This is a genomic window from Saccharothrix deserti, from assembly GCF_009769385.1.
Lineage (GTDB): Bacteria > Actinomycetota > Actinomycetes > Mycobacteriales > Pseudonocardiaceae > Actinosynnema > Actinosynnema deserti.
Genome location: NZ_VKAB01000059.1, coordinates 1 through 18,022 on the forward strand (window position 1 = coordinate 1; position 18,022 = coordinate 18,022).

Annotated in this window: 13 protein-coding genes and 4 pseudogenes; 9 read left to right on the plus strand and 8 right to left on the minus strand. The window is 69.5% G+C overall.

Translation table 11 applies throughout. The annotated features are described in order from the left end of the window. Positions 1–169, minus strand: a pseudogene (locus tag FM051_RS54280) (IS701 family transposase); the annotation flags it as partial. A gap of 179 nt (positions 170–348) precedes the next feature. Here FM051_RS54280 and FM051_RS45870 point away from each other — a divergent pair. Then, positions 349–1,287: an RNA polymerase sigma-70 factor gene (locus FM051_RS45870; protein WP_158853544.1), complete on the plus strand. Its 939-nt coding sequence runs from the start codon at positions 349–351 to the stop codon at positions 1,285–1,287. Positions 1,288–1,610: 323 nt separating this feature from the next. Here the strand turns inward: FM051_RS45870 and FM051_RS45880 are convergent, their stop codons facing one another. After that, positions 1,611–2,510: a LysR family transcriptional regulator gene (locus FM051_RS45880; RefSeq protein ID WP_338019537.1), complete on the minus strand. Its 900-nt coding sequence runs from the start codon at positions 2,508–2,510 to the stop codon at positions 1,611–1,613. 107 nt (positions 2,511–2,617) lie between these two features. Here FM051_RS45880 and FM051_RS45885 point away from each other — a divergent pair, with 107 nt between their 5' ends. Both FM051_RS45885 and FM051_RS45890 read left to right on the plus strand, forming a co-directional pair. Continuing rightward, a complete protein-coding gene (locus FM051_RS45885; protein ID WP_158853546.1) occupies positions 2,618–3,055 on the plus strand; it encodes a hypothetical protein in 438 nt (145 codons plus the stop codon). Beyond that, on the plus strand, positions 3,048–4,667 hold the full coding sequence (locus FM051_RS45890; protein WP_158853548.1) for a multicopper oxidase family protein: 1,620 nt from the start codon (positions 3,048–3,050) through the stop codon (positions 4,665–4,667). The genes FM051_RS45885 and FM051_RS45890 overlap by 8 nt, the downstream gene beginning before the upstream one ends. 193 nt (positions 4,668–4,860) lie before the next feature. On the opposite strand, the pseudogene FM051_RS54285 reads toward FM051_RS45890, so the two are convergent. Further along, positions 4,861–4,992 (minus strand): annotated as a pseudogene (locus FM051_RS54285) (AraC family transcriptional regulator); the annotation flags it as partial. 23 nt (positions 4,993–5,015) lie between these two features. Between FM051_RS54285 and FM051_RS45895 the strand changes: the two are divergent. Further along, positions 5,016–5,408 (plus strand): annotated as a pseudogene (locus FM051_RS45895) (saccharopine dehydrogenase NADP-binding domain-containing protein); the annotation flags it as partial. A 139-nt stretch (positions 5,409–5,547) separates the two neighbouring features. On the opposite strand, the gene FM051_RS45900 reads toward FM051_RS45895, so the two are convergent. From FM051_RS45900 to FM051_RS54290, 4 genes and pseudogenes are all read right to left on the minus strand, one after another. After that, positions 5,548–7,374: an outer membrane protein assembly factor BamB family protein gene (locus FM051_RS45900; RefSeq protein ID WP_158853550.1), complete on the minus strand. Its 1,827-nt coding sequence runs from the start codon at positions 7,372–7,374 to the stop codon at positions 5,548–5,550. After that, on the minus strand, positions 7,371–8,666 hold the full coding sequence (locus tag FM051_RS53800; protein ID WP_158853552.1) for a hypothetical protein: 1,296 nt from the start codon (positions 8,664–8,666) through the stop codon (positions 7,371–7,373). The genes FM051_RS45900 and FM051_RS53800 overlap by 4 nt, the downstream gene beginning before the upstream one ends. A 577-nt stretch (positions 8,667–9,243) precedes the next feature. Next, entirely contained in the window at positions 9,244–9,603 is a 360-nt protein-coding gene (locus FM051_RS53490; RefSeq protein WP_274383891.1) for a LacI family DNA-binding transcriptional regulator, read from the minus strand. 107 nt (positions 9,604–9,710) lie between these two features. Further along, positions 9,711–10,283, minus strand: a pseudogene (locus tag FM051_RS54290) (LacI family DNA-binding transcriptional regulator); the annotation flags it as partial. A 119-nt stretch (positions 10,284–10,402) separates the two neighbouring features. Here FM051_RS54290 and FM051_RS45915 point away from each other — a divergent pair. The 5 genes from FM051_RS45915 to FM051_RS45935 all read left to right on the plus strand — a co-directional run bounded on the left by FM051_RS45915 (position 10,403) and on the right by FM051_RS45935 (position 17,339). Then, positions 10,403–11,722 carry an ABC transporter substrate-binding protein gene (locus FM051_RS45915; protein ID WP_158853554.1) on the plus strand — a complete coding sequence of 440 codons (1,320 nt, stop codon included), beginning with the start codon at positions 10,403–10,405 and terminating at the stop codon, positions 11,720–11,722. Between the two features lie 2 nt (positions 11,723–11,724). Next, the gene (locus FM051_RS45920) at positions 11,725–12,642 is read left to right on the plus strand and encodes a carbohydrate ABC transporter permease (protein WP_202919413.1); all 918 of its coding nucleotides are present in this window, start codon (positions 11,725–11,727) and stop codon (positions 12,640–12,642) included. Then, the gene (locus tag FM051_RS45925; RefSeq protein ID WP_202919414.1) at positions 12,639–13,577 is read left to right on the plus strand and encodes a carbohydrate ABC transporter permease; all 939 of its coding nucleotides are present in this window, start codon (positions 12,639–12,641) and stop codon (positions 13,575–13,577) included. Before FM051_RS45920 ends, FM051_RS45925 begins: the two co-directional genes overlap by 4 nt. Before the next feature lie 11 nt (positions 13,578–13,588). After that, on the plus strand, positions 13,589–16,456 hold the full coding sequence (locus FM051_RS45930) for a glycoside hydrolase family 2 TIM barrel-domain containing protein (RefSeq protein WP_238413149.1): 2,868 nt from the start codon (positions 13,589–13,591) through the stop codon (positions 16,454–16,456). A 268-nt stretch (positions 16,457–16,724) separates the two neighbouring features. Further along, on the plus strand, positions 16,725–17,339 hold the full coding sequence (locus tag FM051_RS45935) for a cyclase (protein ID WP_158853558.1): 615 nt from the start codon (positions 16,725–16,727) through the stop codon (positions 17,337–17,339). Between the two features lie 240 nt (positions 17,340–17,579). Here FM051_RS45935 and FM051_RS45940 read toward each other — a convergent pair whose 3' ends face one another. Further along, positions 17,580–18,005 (minus strand): hypothetical protein, encoded by a 426-nt coding sequence (locus FM051_RS45940; RefSeq protein ID WP_158853560.1) that lies wholly within the window; start codon positions 18,003–18,005, stop codon positions 17,580–17,582. Positions 18,006–18,022 lie beyond the last annotated feature (17 nt).

Here is an 18,022-nt window from a genome sequence, read left to right on the forward strand (position 1 = left end):
CGGCGTGCTCGGCCAACCCCCAGGAGTTCTTCTTCGGCACATCGGCCAGCAACGCCCGCACCATCAGCCCGAACGTCACCTTCGGCTCCGGGCGGTTGAACATCCACCCCAAGCCCTCGGTGAGGGCTTGAAGGTCAGCATCCCAGCCGGCGATGTCCTGAACAGTCACGCTCTCGACCATGACACGGGATACGCGCCGTCAGCCGACCCGGTTCAAGATCTCGGAATGTAGTACCTGTGACAGCGCGGTCATGTGACGTGGGCCATCGATCGTGGGTGTCACAAAGCGGTGGGGACCGGCGTCTTGTGCGTGTGGCAGGGCAAAGAGCGAACAGGCAGGAGCCGGGCATGAGCGAGCGCAGCGAACGAACTACGGACACAGCCGAACCGCTCGATCGTGCCGACCGCGTGGATTCCGCCACCGAGGTGTTCGTTGCCCACCGCAACCTGCTGTTCACCGTCGCCTACGAGATGCTCGGTTCGGCTGTTGACGCCGAAGACGTCCTGCAGGAGAGCTGGCTGCGATGGGTGGGCGTCGATCTCGACACCGTGCGGGGTGAGCGTGCCTACCTGGTGCGGATCGTCACTCGGCTGGCGCTGGACCGGCTGCGTGCGCTCGGTCGGCGCAAGGAGTCCTACGTCGGGTCGTGGCTGCCCGAGCCGTTGCTGACCGCACCCGACGTGGCCGAGGACGTCGAGCTCGCCGAGAGCGTCTCGATGGCGATGCTGCTGGTGCTGGAGACGCTCAAGCCGACCGAGCGGGCGGTGTTCGTGCTGCACGAGGTGTTCGATCTCGAGTACGACGAGATCGCCGAAGCCGTCGACAAGAGCCCTGCCGCGGTCCGTCAGATCGCCCACCGGGCACGGGCACACGTCGCCGCGCGCCGACCACGCGGCATCGTCTCCCCGGCCGAGACCCGAGCCGCACTCCAGGCCTTCCAACGAGCGGTCGAAACCGGCGACCTGCAGAGCCTGCTCGACATCCTCGGGCCGGACGTCGTCGCCCTGAGCGACGGCGGCGGAGTCATGCGTGCCATGCCGCAGCCCATCGTGGGGGCCGGCAAGGTGGCTCGCTTGCTGGCCTCCGGCTGGTACAAGCGCGGCGTCGAAAGGTCCTTCGAGCCGGTACAGGTCAACGGTGGCCCGGGGCTGCTCGTCCGACTCGACGGGGAGATCGACGGCGTGCTGGCGGTGCGGGTCGAGAACGGCTACGTCACCGGCCTCTACCACGTGCGCAATCCCGAGAAGCTGTCGCGTGTGGAGCGGGAGACCGCCGTGAGCCGCTGAGGTCGGGACGACCTGCGGATGGATCAGCCTGACGGCCCGATGGAGGCCTGTCGGCCAGGATGACCCCACCAGCCGCCATCAGTACCGGCTCCCGGCGAGAACGCCACGTGGGCGAATGGATCCCCGAACCGCTGCCCGACCGCGGAGAACGGACCAGTGGCGCCACGGCCGACCCGGCCGACCGCGTCACCCTCGACGAGTTGGTCAACACGGCCTTCCTCGTGTCGGTGTACGCGTTCGAGGCCGCAGGCCGTGCTGACACGGCTGCCCAACCGGGATGGCCAAGACCCGGGGCATGTCGCGCCCACCCCGCGAGCTGGTCATCAGCGTTTCTCTTGGGGGTCGCCGGTGATCCAGTCCCAGTTGGTGATCGTGGTGCGCATCAGGCGGGCGGCGGTTGACAGGTGGCTGTCGGCTCCCCAGTAGAGGGTGACCGTGCGACGGCAGTCGGGGCTGTCGACGGCGATCCAGGCCCCCGGGGCACGGGTGGGGCTGCGGCGGGCGAACGCGGGGACGAGACCGATGCCGAGTCCCACGCTGATCAGGTCCGCGATGGCACTGGGCTCGTCGCTCTCGCAGACGATCTTCGGTGTGAGGTTTCGCGCGGCGAAGAGCCGATCGAGCAGCCGGCGTATCCAGTGCCCCTCTCGGGCGGTGATGAAGGGCTGGTCGGCGAGTTCGTCGATGCTCACGGAAGTACGGCCCGCCAGCGGATGGTCGAGTGGCGTGCCCACCCCTACCGCCTCGTCGAACAGCTGCGTCGACTCCAGGCCTTCGGCGTGGATCGGCTGCGAGGCGACGCACAGATCGACGTCCTGGGCCCGCAGGCGGCGGGCCATGTCCTCGGCCAGGGACCAGTGGAGCTCGATCTCGACGGAGGGATGGGCTCGCTTGTAGGCCGCCAGTGGGCCGGTGAGGGTGAGGAAGGTTTCCGACGCCAGTCTCACGGTGCCCAGGCCCTCGCTGGTGGCCTCGGCGACGGCGCGTCGTCCGGCCGCGAGCTCGCCGAGGGCGCGTTCGACGTGATCGCGGAAGAGCTTGCCCGCGTCGTTCAGGCGGAGCCGGCCGCTGCGTTCGAACAGCGGTGTGCCCAGTTCGCCCTCCAACCGGGCGATGGTGCGGCTCAGCGACGGCTGGGCGATGTGCAGCTCGTCGGCTGCCCGGCTGAGGTGCTCCAGCCGCGCCACCACCAGGAACTGCTTGAGCGAGTTCAGCTCCATCATGCCTCCGCGTGCATAACTCCATAGCAATATTGATCTTAGACAAGATCACCGACAGATCATAGTTTCGGATGCGTTCGCACACGGAGATCAGAGTGAGGAGGATCCCCATGGCCACCAGCAGCCTGGGATCCGCTGCGGCGCATCGGACAAGACCGACCGGGTGGGTTTTCCGGGCCGTCGTCAGCGCGCACGTGGTGGCGATCGTCGGCCAGCCGGTGTTCGCCGGGGTGTACCTGACCGGTGACTTCGACAGCCTGCGCTGGCACGCGGTCGGCGCCGACGTGGTCACCTCCATCGGCTACCTGCAGGTGATCGCGGCGATCATCGTCTGGGCCCGGCTGCGTCAGGCCTGGCCGTTCCTGACCACCACGGCGGTGGTGGCGGCCGAGACGGTGCAGTACTTCGCCGGCCTGGACGGCGCGCTGTGGCTGCACCTCCCGCTGGGCGTGATGACCGTCGCCGCGCTCGTCGTGCAGTTCATCGCCGTCTGGCGCCAACCCCTCCTGCGACGTCCGCGTGCGCACAGGGAGGCCCGCGATGCGTGAGCACGACGAGGGCCGGTCCGGGCCTGCCCACGGCCTGACCAGGCGGCGGGTGCTGGGCATCGGCGGGGCGCTGGGGCTGGTGGCAGCCACCGGGCTGTCGACCGCGGCCGCGCTGGCCCGCCGGCCGTCGATCACCGGTGCCGAACTGCGCAGCGCCGTACCGCTACCGCCGCCGTTCCAGGTACCGCTGCCGATTCCCCCCGTGCTGAAGCCGGTCAGCACGGAGGGTGGCACCGACCGCTACGAGATCACCCAGCGCGAAGCGAGCGCGGAGATCCTGCCCGGCGTCAGAACGCCGCTGTGGACGTATGAGGGCACCTTCCCCGGGCCGACGATCGAGTCGCGCCGCGGCCGGCCGGTCACCGTGACGCACCGCAACGAGCTGCCCGTGCCGACCGTCGTGCACCTGCACGGCGGACGGACCCCGGCAGCCTCCGACGGATACCCGACCGACCTCGTCCTGCCCGAAGACTGGCACGACACCACCACGCACACCGGGCACGGCTCCGAGCACGGCATGCACGATCCGCGGGCCGTGGTGACCGAGCTGACGCGGGACTACACCTTCCCGCTGGACCAGCGGCCGACGCTGCTGTGGTACCACGACCACCGGATGGACTTCACCGCCCCCGCGATCTGGCGCGGCCTGGCCGGGCTGCACATCGTCCGCGACGACACCGAGGACGCGCTCGGCCTGCCCGCGGGGCCACGCGAACTGCCGCTGATGATCGCCGACCGGGCGTTCGCCGCCGACGGCAGCCTCGCCTACCCCGCCCTCGACCCCACCCTGCGGGAGCGGCCGGGCGTGCACGAACCCCATTTCGCCGGGGTCCTCGGGGATGTGATCTTGGTCAACGGCGCCCCGTGGCCCGTACATGAGGTCGACACGGCCCGCTACCGGCTGCGCATCCTGAACGCCTCCAACGCTCGGCACTACGAACTCGAAGCGGTCACCGACGACGGGCGCCGGCTCGACCTCGTCCAGGTCGGCGCCGACCAGGGACTGCTCGCCGCGCCGATCACCCACCAGGCGCTGCCGATCGCGCCGGCCGAGCGCTACGACGTGATCATCGACTTCTCCGGACTCCCGGTCGGCAGCCGCGTCGGACTCGTCAACCGGCTCGGCTCCGGCCGTACCCGCGACGTGATGGCCTTCCGCATCGCACGCCACGCCACCGACGACAGCCGCGTCCCACGCACGCTCTCCACCGATCTGCCGACCTGGCGACGGACGGACGCCGTCAGCGTGCGCGACTTCTCCTTCCGCGCCGGGCGGATGCGCGGCGGCCACGGATGGCTGGTCGGCGGGCTCCCGTTCGATCCCGCCCGCACCGATGTCACCACCCGTCTCGGCGATGTCGAGGTGTGGCGGCTGGTCGCCGACGTCCACCACCCCATCCACTTGCATCTGGTCGGCTTCCTGGTGCTCTCGCGCAGTGGCCGCCCGCCGCTGCCGCACGACGCCGGCCTCAAAGACACCATCTCGCTACGGCCGGGCGAAGCGGCGGAAATCATCACCCGTTTCGACGGCTACCGCGGCCGCTACCTCTTCCACTGCCACAACGCCGAACACGAGGACATGGCCATGATGGCCAACGTCGAGATCATTTAGGAGCATTGCATCGCACCGTCCACAGTGGCGGGCACCGGTCGAATTCGCCTGACCGCGGGCATCCCTTCGGTGTGGATCGCGAGCTGGAGAGCTCGAACGCGAGGTCGACCTCGCCGCGGTCCGGGCCCGAGAGATCGTGAGATGAGCCGGCCGGATGGGGGCGTTGGGCGTCGGCCCGAAGTGGGGCAACGCCTCACCCCGTGGGGCGTTGGTGGCGTTGTCCGCTGTCGTTCGGGCCGGGGGGCCGCGAGCGGAAGGTACGGCGGTAGGTGTCCGGAGGCACGCCGACCGTGCGGTTGAAGTGCCGGCGCAGCCGACAAGCTGAAGGTACTGGCGTCCGAATCGGGGCTGGAGGCCCGTGCGGCGACGGTCGGTGACCCGGCCTCGCTCGACCGCGCACTGGCCGGCGCGGCGGCCGTGATCAACTGTGCCGGGCCCTTCGCCACGACGGCCGCCCCCGTGATCGAGGCGGCACTGCGCGCCGGGATCCCGTATGTGGACGTGGCGGCCGAGATCGAGGCCAACGTCGATACGTTCACGCACTTCACGGACCGCGCCCGCGCCGCAGGAGCCGTGATCGTCCCCGCGATGGCCTTCTACGGCGGCCTCGGCGACCTGCTGACCACCGCCGCGATGGGCGACTGGACGGCGGCCGACGAGGCGCACATCGCGTACGGGCTGAGCAGTAGCAGCACGTCCGGCGCGGGCAGGGGGACTGGACCGAGGTTCGGTGGACAGCGCCGAGTGCAGGCGCTCCTGAACCAGGAGCAACAGGTCGCGGCGGTTTCGCGGGCACCGGGCAACCTCGACCTGTTCGTTCTCGGGGCCGACAACCACATCTGGAGCGATCGCAGCCGGGAGCACCGGCGGGCACGGGTGGTTATCGGTAGCCCAAGGCGTGGAGCCTCTCGGTGACCAGTCGGGCGATCTCGACAGCGGGCACGGCGATGTCCCAGGAGCGCACGTGGGCGATGGCGGGGCCGGCCCTGAGGGTTACGTGGGTTGCCGGTTCCCCGAACGCCCACGTGCCGACAGCGGGTAGCAGCGGCTCTTCGGGGGACTGCGACCACAAGATCACCCCGGCGGACAAGCTGCGGGCGCTGGTCGCGAGGGTTTCCGCGCTGCGCGGGTCGCCGGCGACCCACCCGATGGTCACGGCGACCACCACCGAACCGTCCAGGTCTGTGAACTGGCATCGGAAGGGATTGGGGATGGGGCTGCCCAGGACGCTGCCGGACTCCCCGACCGGTGTCGGTTGGCGGCCCGGCCACAAAGCCTGAACCCGGTCGGCGGTCACCAGCGCGCACGCGTCTGGCCACCGGTCTGGTGACGCGGGGGCGTTGCCGCTGGGTAGAGACCCGCCGGGGGTGAGGCGGATTGCGGCGAGGCCCCGCCCGGACTCGAGCAACAGCAGATCGCCAACGGCCATGACCCAAGTTCCTTCGCCGGTCACCGGTATCGGCGTCGGCTGGACCGCCCCGGTCGACGGATCGATCCGGTCGACCACCACTGGAAGGAGGTTCTGGTCGGGTTCCATGCCCTTGTCCGGTGGCCCGCCGCCCGCTGCGGACCGGTATCCGAGGATGGCGTTGTCGACGGCTGTCAGGCCCTGGTAGGCGTTGCGCCGGAGTGTGTTCATCGGGTGGTCGGCGCTGGGCCGTGGCCGGGACCACAGCGTCTGGCCGCTGCGCAGGTCGACCGCGATGAGCGGGTCGTTCGCGCCGTCCTGGCCGGATATCACTGCGATGTCACCGGCCACGGCCATTACCGGCAGATCTGACGGCAGGTCTCCCTCGAACACCACTCGGCCGTCGGCGTCGAGGATCGTGCCCGGCCCGAGTTGGCCGACCAGGATCGCGTCCTCGTCCACGATCAGGCGCTTGGGTTGGCCGCCGCGCAACGGGGTGGCCCAGCGCGCCCGGCCGGTGCGCGGGTCGAAGCCGATCACGACCTGTCCCTGCGCGCATTGCGCTACGACCGCCGCGATCTGGTCGTTGGCCGCCACCAGGGGCCTGCTGGGCGAGATGATGTCGCGACCGGCGGTGATGTCGCACTGGCCGACGCCGCCGATCACCAGCTCGTCGAACGGCTGGGTCCAGTCCAGGGCTCCCGTCCGCGCGTCCACGCCCGCCAGACCCAAGTGGGAGTCGTCACCGACGCTGTACCACGGGACGACGATCATCCCCCCGCCCGAGGCGAGCCGGTCAGGGGGACCACCGGGCTCGAAGTGGTCAGGGGGCGGCAGGAGTTCCACCCGCGTCTGGTCCCACAACGGCTGTCCGGTCGCCGCCTCAAGCCCCACCGTCTCCCACGAGAAGTCCGCTCCGGGGTCCGCGGCACTGGTGTCCATGGCCAGCGCGACGACACCCCCGGTCGCTTCCCAGCTCACGATGTCGAAGCCGGACGGCGGCTGGTACCGCCACCGGGCACTTCCCGTGTGCGCTTCGATCCCGGTCACACCACCGTGCCATGCGGCGACCACCGTGTCGCCGACCAGCGCATACCCACTTGCGGCCACTTCGGTCTGCCACACGACGCCGGTGTTCGGCGACGGTCGCACAGGTGCCGAGGTGGACGCGGGGGCGGAGGACGGTGGCAGAGCCGCGGATTGCGGCCTCGGTCCGGCTGAAGGGCTGCCGGAGACGGCTGCCGCCACCAGCAGCAGCGCCCCGCCCATCTTGGCGGGCCGTACGACTCGTGCCCTCATCGGGTGCACCGGTCCTCGGCCCAGGCTCCGCACGCGTGCCAGCCCCCACTCTTGGGGAAGTTCGGCAGGTAGACGGCCCCGTACCTGCCATCGGCCGGCTTGCCGGTCAGCCTGAACGGCAAGCCGTCCTTGCCCGCGATCACCAACCGCCCCCGGGCGCCGTCGCCGGTGCTGTACTCGACCACGATCCGGAACGAGTAGGCAGCCAGCCGGCCGGAGAAGGTCACCGCGAATTGCTGGTTCTCGTCCTTGGCCAGCTCCACGTGGTGTTGGGCGAACCACGCCGTACTGATCTCGGCCGGATCCCTGACGATGAGCTGCGGGTCGTCCAGGTTGGCGACCAGCCTGATCGCCGGCTTCTCACCGCCGGGCGGCGGGTAGACGACCAAAGTGCCCGCAAGCGCTGGGTCCTTGCTGGTGATCTCGGGTGTGACATCGGTGATCTGGACAGGTGTCCGCCGATTCCCCTTGATCTGGAACGACACCGCCACCGTCCCCACAGGAACGAACCTGTCGCTGGTCAACGGGTGATAGGCGGGGTCGTTCGTGCGCAGCAGAGCATCGTATTCCGCTCCCGACGTCAACGGCTCGGGCAGAGCGAATTCCAAACCTCCTGCCGCTTTCGCCTCGCCGACCAGGGAGATCGGCTCACCGGGCTCGGGTTGCCCCGATTCTCGAAAGCCGGTCATCTCGACAAGGGACCATCCCACAGCGATGGCGAGAGCTCCCGCACCGAGCGCGAGCGTCCATCGCGGCGGTCGCCGACGCCGACCGGGTGCCACGGTCCGGATTCCGCCGCGCGCGGCCTCCGGCACGGTCGCGTGATCGTCCGACGGCGTGTCGGGCGTGACGGCGTGTTCGGGCGGTGAAGTGCTGAGGTGCGTGGCATCGAGCAGGTACGGGTGATCGGGCAGGCTGATCCACCCCACCGTCGAAGTCTCCTTCACCGCGACCTGCACCGGCTTGAACGTGGCGGCGGCCGCACCATCGTTGTGCCGCACCACCTCGTCGAAGAACCAGCCCGAGGCTATGAGTGCCAAGACACCTGGCGACTCGGCAAGCGCGGCCTTCAGCGGGCGGGCGTCCAGCAGTCGGAACGCCAGGTTGACCGATGCGGCGGTGACACCGTGCTCGTCGAGTTCGACCTCGCCGGCGTGCAGGGCCATCCGCAGCCGGATCTGAGCCGCTTCCGCATGTGTGGCGTTGTGTTCGCGCAGCGCCCCGACGAGAGCGTGCGGTACCGCGTCCACGAAGCGCGCCTTGGGCACCTCGGCGGGAACCAGGACGAACACGCCGTCGCCACGATCCTCGTGGCGACAGGCACCCCAAGACACGCTCGCCTCGTCGAATGCCCGCCGTAAGGCCTTGTACAGCCCGGCTCGCACCGCAACCTGGTGCGCGTTGGTCCGCCGTCGATCGCCGAACCCTTCGACATCCACCACGACAATCGTGCGGTGCACGGCAGATTGCCGGTCATCCATCCGGTCTCCCCTCGCGAAAACCGACGACCACGCGTGGCCCCCGTCACGTGGTGCAAATCGTTTCAGGAACTGGCTCTTCTGTGAAGGGAACTGCGCATGGCCGCGATCTCCACCTCGGCGGATACCTCACCGGATCACCACGAACACCGCGACAACCGCCGCGCCCGCGGCTGACCAGCGCCGTTCCCGCGAATCGTCATCCCCCAACCCTTTGGGCTCCGGTTGGATCCTCGTGAAGCGGTGGCGCAGGAGGATTGTTCTTCTCGGCCCAAGCGGCTCGCGGCCGGTCGCGGGCCCCGTTCGCGCCGCGGATCGTGGTTCCCGACGACGAGTCGCGGGGGAGTGGTCCGACCGCCCGCCCGTGGACGGGTCGCCCGAGGGTGGCCGCTCACGGGGTCTTCGCGGGCCCGGTGGACTCCCGGATGACCAGGTGCGTGCCGAGCACCGTGTGCTGGCTCATCGCGTGCCGCTCCCGGTTGAGCGCGAGCCGGACGGCGGTCCGGCCGAGTTCTTCGTGCGGGATGTGCACCGTGGTGAGCGCCGGGTGGACGACTGTGGCGAGCGGGATGTCGTCGTGCCCGGCGACGGACACGTCCTCGGGGACGCGCACGCCCTCGTGGCGCAGGGCGACGAGCGCCCCGCTCGCGCACATGTCCGTGACGGCGACGATCGCGGTGAACCGGAGCCCCGACGCGAGCAGCCGGCGGACCGTGCCGTACGCGGCGTCGCGATCGAAGTCGCAGCGCACCGACAGGGCCGGGTCCAGCGGGATCCCGTGGTCGCGGTGCGCGCGGGCGCGTGGCCCGCCATCCGGCCGCGGGTGGTGGTGAAGGACGAGTCGTCCGCGCCCAGGAAGACGATCCTGCGGTGACCGAGTGCGATCAGGTGGCTGGTCACGGCGAACGCTCCACCCTCGTTGTCGTAGTCGACCACCGTCGCGGGGACGTCCGGCCCCAGCGGCGGTCGTCCGCACAGGACCAGGCGCGACCCGGAGTTGTCGAGCGCGTGCGCGATCCGCGTCATCGTCTCGACGTACGCCTTCTCCTGGTACCCGCCCCCGGCGAGGACGACGGCCTCGGCCTGGTGCTCGCGCATCGCGTCGATCAGGGCCAGTTCGCGATCGGGGTCGCCGTGCGTCGTGCAGACCAGGCAGATCCGTCCTTCCGCCGTGGCCTGCTGCTCGATCCCGTGTCCGATGTGGGCGAACGAGGGGCCGACGAGGTCGCGGACGATGAACGCGACGGTCCTGGTCCGCCCGCCGACCAGCGCTCGGGCCTGGGCGTTGACGACGTAGTCGAGGTCGCGCACCGCGCGCAGCACCCGGCCGCGGGTGGCCGCCGAGACGGGGTAGTTGCCCGCGAGCACGCGCGACACCGTGGTCGCGGAGACACCGGCCGCCGCCGCGACGTCCCTGACTGTAGGCCTCATGAAGAAAACGTTAACTCAAAGAAGTCCCAGTGTTGACTGGGTCTTCGTGGGCGTCGTAGCGTCTCCGTAGAAAACGTTGTCTATGGCGTAGGACACACGCTTCAGCGAGGAGGCGCACGATGTGGAGTGCAGCACGGCGTTGGGTGGCGGGAGGGATGGCGTTGTGCCTGCTCGGGGCCGCGCAGGCGTGTGGAGACGGTCCGGAGGCGGGTGGCTCCGGGCCGGTCGTCGTCGAGATGTGGGGCTGGGACCCCAAGTACGCGAAGGTCGCGGACAAGTTCAACGCGACCCACGACAAGATCCAGGTCAAGTACGTCAAGCAGGCCGACAACCCGACCACGGCGACCAACCTGCGCAACGTCGTCAAGTCCGGCGACGGCGTGCCGTGCCTGGTGCAGAACTTCGGTGAGCTGCCGGGCCTGCTCGGCGAAGGCCTCCTCGCGGACATCACCGACCAGCTCAAGCCCCACGTCGACGAGAAGAAGTTCAAGGACTCCGCGGTCGCCGCGGCCGAGATCCAGGGCCGGTTCCACGGCATCCCCACCGGGGCCGAGCCAGCCTACATGATCATCAACCGCAAGGTGTACGACCAGTACGGCATCTCCGTGCCCAAGACGTGGGACGACGTCATCGCGGCGGGCAAGGCGCTCAAACCGCACGGGATCCAGGTGATGAACCTCGCGGGGGAGGACCCGAGCCTCCTGGAGCAGCTCGTGCAGCTGGCGGGTGGCACGTGGTACTCCGTCGAGGGCGACTCGTGGAAGGTCAGCTTCACCTCCGCCGAGTCGAAGAAGGCCGCGGCCGTCCTCCAGCAGCTCGTCGACGACGACCTCGTCGCCAACCAGACCTACCAGGACCGGCCGGCGCTCATCGCCTACTTCGACGAGGGCCGCATGGTCTCCTTGCCCACCAACGTCTGGCAGCTGGGCAACTACCAGAACAACTTCACGAAGACACTCGGCCAGTGGGAGCCCATCGCGCTGCCCCAGTACCGTGACGCCGCGAAGTACACCACGCCCGCGCACAGCAAGCCGATGATCGTCGCGAAGGGCTGCCCGACGCTCGCCGAGGCGACCGAGGTCGGGGTCTGGTGGAGCACCAGCAAGGACGCGATCGACGCTTCCTTCGACGAGAAGACGGGGACCTACTCCTGGCCCGGCGCGGTCGAGGACCCGTCGCCGTGGGCCGAGAGCGCCGTGCCGCAGAAGCTGTTCGGCGCCTACGCGTCCCAGGCCGTCGACGTGTGGCTGAAGGCCGCGGCGGCAGGCGTCGACACGTGGGTGGTCGGACCGAACTACACCGCCGTGTTCAAGGAACTCCAGGACCAGTGGGCCAAGGCCGTGACCAAGCAGATCACTTTCGAGCAGCTGCTGGAGAACATGCAGCGGTTCACCGTCGACGACCTGAAAACCCAGGGCATCAACGTCGCCGGGAGCTGACGATGAGCGTGGTGCAGCGGTCACGACCGCCCGGTTGGCGCCGGATGGCGGACCTCAAGGGCTTCTCCTTCACCGTGCCCTTCGCCCTCGGGTTCGCGCTGTTCACGATCGTCCCGATCGTGATGGCACTCAGCGAGAGCCTGTACACCGAACGCAGCTCGGGCCTCGGTTTCGGTGGGCGGACCACCACGTTCAGCGGGCTGGGCAACTTCGTCCGGGGCTTCGAGGACGGCCGGTTCTGGGGCAGCATGGGGCGGGTCGCCTTGTTCGCGGTGGTGGTCATCCCGATCATCCAGGGCGCGAGCCTGGTCATGGCCCTGATGCTCGACGCGGTCCGCCGCAGGCTCGCGGCCCGGTTCCGCGTGGTGCTGCTGATCCCGTACATGGTGCCCGGTGTCGTCGCGACCTTGATCTGGATCTACCTCTACAGCCCCGCCGTCGGCCCGCTGACGCCGTTCCTGGCGCTGTTCGGCATCGACGCGAACTTCTACGGCGGCGAGCTGATCTGGATGTCCATCGGCAACCTCATGGCGTGGAGCTCGATCGGCTTCGGCATGCTGATCGTCTACGGCGCGCTCCAGTCCGTGCCCACCGAGGTGTTCGACAGCGCACGGCTCGACGGCGCGTCGGAGTGGCGGATCGCGTGGTCGATCAAGGTCCCGTTCGTCCGGAGGCCACTGGTGCTCATCTCGGTGCTGAGCGTCATCGGCACGCTCCAGATCTTCAGCGACCCGCTGCTGTTCCGGTCCATGACGCCGGAGACCGTCAACAAGGACTTCACCCCGATCATGATGATCTACAACCAGGCGTTCGCCGAGGGCAACTTCAACTACGCGGCGGCGTTGTCGATCATCCTCGCCCTGATCGTGGGCCTGGTGTCCACGGTCTTCTACAAGCTCACCGACAAGGTGCCGGCATGACCTCGACCATCGAACGCGCCGTCGGACCGCAGGCGCCGCCCCGGCCGTCGCGACGGCGGCCCCGGTCAATGCCCGCCGACCTCCCGCCCGGGGCCGGCCGGTCGCGGCGCACCCGGGCATTGGTGATCACCGGCCTGGTGCTGTTCGTCCTCTACTCGGCGGCGCCGCTGTGGTGGGTCGTCGTCGCCGCGACGAAGAGCCAGTCCGACCTCTACACGACCAACGGCCTGTGGTTCGCCGAGAACCACCTGCTGGACAACTTCCAGCAGCTGTTCACCTACAACGACGGGATCTTCCTGCGTTGGATGTGGAACACGGTCCTCTACTGCGTGACCGGCACCCTGGGCATGACGGTCGTGTGCGTGGCCGCGGGCTACGGGCTGGCGATGTACGACTTCCGCGGCAAGGGCGTGCTGATGGCGTTCGTCATCGGCTCGTTCCTCGTGCCCGGCGCACTGCTGACCATTCCGTCCTACCTGTTGCTCAACGACATCGGCATGATCAACACGCCGTACGCGGTGATCGTGCCGTCGTTCTTCAGCGCCTTCTCGGTGTACCTGGCCAAGGTCTACGCCGAGGGCGCGATCCCCAGGGAGCTCATCGAAGCCGCCCGCGTCGACGGGGCGGGGGAGTACCGGATCTTCTTCCAGATCGGCCTGCGGCTGATGTCCACCGGTGTGGCGACGGTTTTCCTGCTCGGCTTCGTCGGGGCGTGGAACAACTTCTTCGGGCCGCTGATCTTCCTGCGCGGTGAGGAGAAGTGGACGGTGATGCTGGGCCTCTACCACTGGCTCAGCGTCAAGATCGAGAGTTCGACGGACCTCACCGGCCTCGTCGTGGCAGGGTCGATCGTGTCCATGGTCCCGATGGTCGTGCTGATGATCAGCATGCAGCGCTACTGGCGTTCCGGCATCACGCTCGGCAGTCTCAAATGAAGGAAACGGTCTTGGTCGATCTGCCCTACTACACCGACCCGACTCCCGGATCCGGGTACCTGCCGCCACGTGCGACGGCTACCTCCGACGCACCTTCGGTCGACCTGGACGGCGACTGGCGGTTCCAACTCGTGCCCACGGCGCGTGCCGGTGCCGAGGGCTTCCAGGCCCCGGACTTCGACGACACCGCGTGGGACCACCTACCCGTGCCCGCCCACTGGCAACTGCACGGTTACGGCGCGCCCGCCTACACCAACCAGGCCATGCCCATCCCGGTGGAACCACCGCACGTCCCCGACGAGAACCCGACCGGCGAGTACCGCCGGGCCTTCGACCTGCCGCAGGACTGGCCGACCGGGACCGACGCGGTGCTGCGGTTCGACGGCGTCGACTCGTGCTTCAAGGTGTGGCTCAACGGTCGGGAACTGGGACACGCGAAGGGGAGCCGCCTTCCCACCGAGTTCGCCGTCGGCGCGCTGCTCGAACCCGGTCGCAACGTCGTGGCGGTGCGCGTGCACCAATGGTCCTCGGGCAGCTACGTCGAGGACCAGGACATGTGGTGGTTGTCCGGCATCTTCCGCTCGGTGCGCCTGATCGCCCGACCCGAGGGCTGCTTGGACGACTTCTTCGTCCACGCCGACTTCGACCACGTCACCGGTGAGGGCGTGCTGCGCGTGGAGGCGTCGGCGCCCGCCCGGCTCACCGTGCCCGAGCTGGGGCTGGTCGACGTTCCCGCGGACACGGAGCACCGTGTCGCCGGTGTGGAGCCGTGGACGGCCGAGACGCCGCGCCTGTACCACGGCGAGCTGTCCAGCGCGGGCGAGCGCGTGGCGGTGCGCATCGGCTTCCGCACGGTCCGCGTCGTCGACGGCGTGCTGACCGTCAACGGCAAGCGGGTGCAGTTCCGCGGCGTCAACCGACACGAGTGGGACCCCGACCGCGGGCGGGCGATGACCCCGGAGGTCATGCGCCGGGACGTCGAGCTGATGAAGCGGCACAACATCAACGCCGTCCGCACCAGTCACTACCCGCCTCACCCCGGTTTCCTCGCGCTGTGCGACGAACTGGGCCTGTGGGTGATCGACGAGTGCGACCTGGAGACGCACGGGTTCTTCCTCGTCGGCTGGCGCGGCAACCCCAGTGACGACCCGCGGTGGACCGAGGCGCTGTTGGACCGGATGCGCCGCATGGTCGAGCGTGACAAGAACCACCCCAGTGTCGTCATCTGGTCGTTGGGCAACGAGGCGGGCACGGGCCGCAACCTGGCGGCGATGGCCGATTGGGCCCGCCGGCGCGACCCGAACCGGCCCATCCACTACGAGGGCGACTTCGATTCGTCCTATGTGGACGTCTACAGTCGCATGTACCCGTCGCACGCCGAGGTGGACGCCATCGGCAGGCGCGCCGAGCCGCCGACGGACGACCCGGCGCACGACGCGCACCGGCGCGCGCTGCCGTTCATCCTGTGCGAGTACGCGCACGCGATGGGCGCAGGTCCCGGTGGGCTCGCCGAATACCAGGAGTTGTTCGACACCTACGAGCGGTGCCAGGGCGGGTTCGTCTGGGAGTGGATCGACCACGGCATCCGGCGCCTCACCGAGGACGGACGCACCTGGTTCGCCTACGGCGGGGACTTCGGCGAACCCCTGCACGACGGCAACTTCATCGCCGACGGCCTGGTCTTCCCCGACCGCACCCCGTCGCCGGGCCTGGTGGAGTACAAGCAGGTGATCGAGCCGGTTCGCATCACGCCGCGGACCGGGGAGGTCGAGATCACCAACCGCCACGACTTCGCCGACACCGCCCACCTCGTGTTCGAGTGGTCGGTGGAGGAGGAGGGGGTGCGCGTGACGGGTGGCGCCCTGGATGTCGAGCCGGTGCCCGCAGGCCGGACCGTCACGGTTGCGCTGCCGGCCCTACCCACGACCGGTGCCGAGACGTGGCTGACGGTGCGTGCGGTACTGGCGAAGGACGGGCCGTGGGCGGACGCCGGGCACGAGGTGGCGTGGGGGCAGGCCAGGCTGGTCGCGCCGGCCCCGGTGGTGGTGGCCGGCACCGCCGCAACGCACGGTGACGCGGACTTCGACGCCGACTTCGACGCCGACACCGGACGCCTGACCAGGCTCGGCGACTTGGCGCTGCACGGTCCGCTCCTGGACCTGTGGCGCGCGACGACCGACAACGATCGCGGCCACGGCGAGAAGTCGCTGGACGCGGCGTGGCGCAAGATCGGGCTGCACCGGCTGTGGCACCGACTCGTCGACGTCGAGCGGGACGCGGACCGGTTGGTCGTGACGACGCGCGTCGCGCCCGCGGCCACCGATCTCGGCGTGCGGGCGACGTACACGTGGGAGCCGGACGGGGACGGTCTGCGGTTGACCCTCACCGCCGTGCCGGAAGGACCGTGGCCCTGCCCGCTGCCCAGGATCGGCCTGCGGTTCAGGCTGCTGTCCGAAGTGGACACGGTGCGGTGGTACGGGCGTGGGCCGGGCGAGGCGTACCGCGACATGCGCCAAGCGGCCCGCGTGGGTCGCCACGAGGCGACAGTGGACGATCTCCAGACCCCGTACGTGTTCCCTCAGGAGAACGGCAACCGGGTGGACGTCCGCTGGGCGGAGCTCCGGGCCGCCGACGGCGCGGGGCTGCGGATCGAGGGCGACCCGGTGTTCGACCTCACCGTGCGTCGGTGGACCACCGAGGACCTCGACGCCGCGCGGCACACCCACGAGTTGCGTGACCGCGGCGAGGTGTTCCTCAACGTGGACGCGGCGCACCAAGGCCTCGGCTCGGCTTCCTGCGGTCCCGGGGTGCTGCCTCAGCACCGCCTGCTCGCCGCTCCGACGGTGCTGCGCCTGACACTTCGACCGCTTTCGGGTTAGGGCGCGCCTCGCCCGCGAGATCGCGCTGTCGGGCAGGCTCGGCACAGTCGAGCCTCCCGGCGGCGTCGCGGGCACGGATCCGAAGGGCGGCCGAACTCGTGCTGCACCGCTACGGCGAGGCGTCGTCGCCGTGCCTGTCGACCTGGCGTTTTCACAGTCGGTGATGACCATTTGTGAACTGTGAAGTGTTGACGTGAAACTTACTCACGAGTAGTCAGGGGGTGCCGCAGTCGCGCAGGATGCCCTCGCCCTCAAAGGAGAGGACGCCATGAAACTCACTGGAATCGCCGCTCTGGCAGTGGTGCCGATGCTGCTCTTCGGCGGAACCGCGTCGGCTGACACCCAGACCGTCACCTACAAGATGCGCGGCAGCGCGGTCGGTCAGACGGTCGACTTCACCGTCACCCAGACGGTGGATGCCGTCGCACCAGCCACGGCCGCGCCCGGCAGCGCGGTGACCGTGGTGATCGACCCCGCGCCCAACCAGGTGCCCTCCGAAACCGGCGGCTACCAGGTGCGGGAGATCAAGAACCTGTCCCTCCGCGTTCCCGTCCCGGCCAACTCCACCTACCGCTCGGCCACGCTCTCCGGCGGCTCCGGGCTGGGCGGCACACAGCCCACGGTCGCGCTGGAGGGCAGCACGGTCGTGCTGAAGCTGGCCGGCCCCATCAAGGGCGGCGCCGCCTTCGAGCTGCCTACCCTCACCCTCAACCTCACCGCCGGGTCCTCGGGAACGATCACCGCGAAGCTCGGCGGCACGAGCTACGGCGACCCCGGACTGTCCTTCACGGCTGTCGTCCTCGCGCTCGGGTTCCCGGTCAACGCGCCGTCCAACGGCTACCCGGATCCGAACCCCGTGCTGGCGACCACCGCTATCGGGTGAGTTCATCCTCGTCCAGCGCCTTCGCCAGCCGGTTCAGCACGTCCAAGGCGTGTTCGGAGGACCTCCAGACCCGATCCTGGCCGAGAACCGGTTGGCGAAGGCGTGCTGGACGGCGGCCGAGCTCTCGACCGCCCGGTACACCTCCCCGGCGTCGCCGGGCAGAGTGGCCGGTGCCTGCGCCGAGGAACTGGGCCCCTTGGAGGATCCCGACGCCGACACCGATGATGCCTCACAACGTGGTCATGCCCGGGGCGGACGCCGCCAGGGCAGCTTGACCTCGCGTCGCGGGTCGAGTGCGTGGATGCGCGCCATGTCGTCGGTCACTACCGGGAAATCGTGGTCGGCTGCGACGGAAACCACGTGGGCGGCGACCAGGAGCTCGGGATCGCGGGCCATGTCGTCGGGGTTGTCGGCGTGTGCCCGCACATCGGCGAGGCCGTAACTGCGGGCGGCGTCCACGACGTCGACCTCGGCCAATGACAGGAGTACCGCGAGTGCATCGTGCGCGTCCTGGCTTACGGAGGCCGGGGGAATCCGCGTCAATGCCGCCGACAACGCCAGCGCCGGCACGATGATGACGTCGTTGTTCTGCACCGCCAGCCACACGACGGCTTCGGCGTAGGGGTCACGCAAGGCGAACGCGGCGATGACCTGGGTGTCGAACACCCAGCCGTTGATACCGA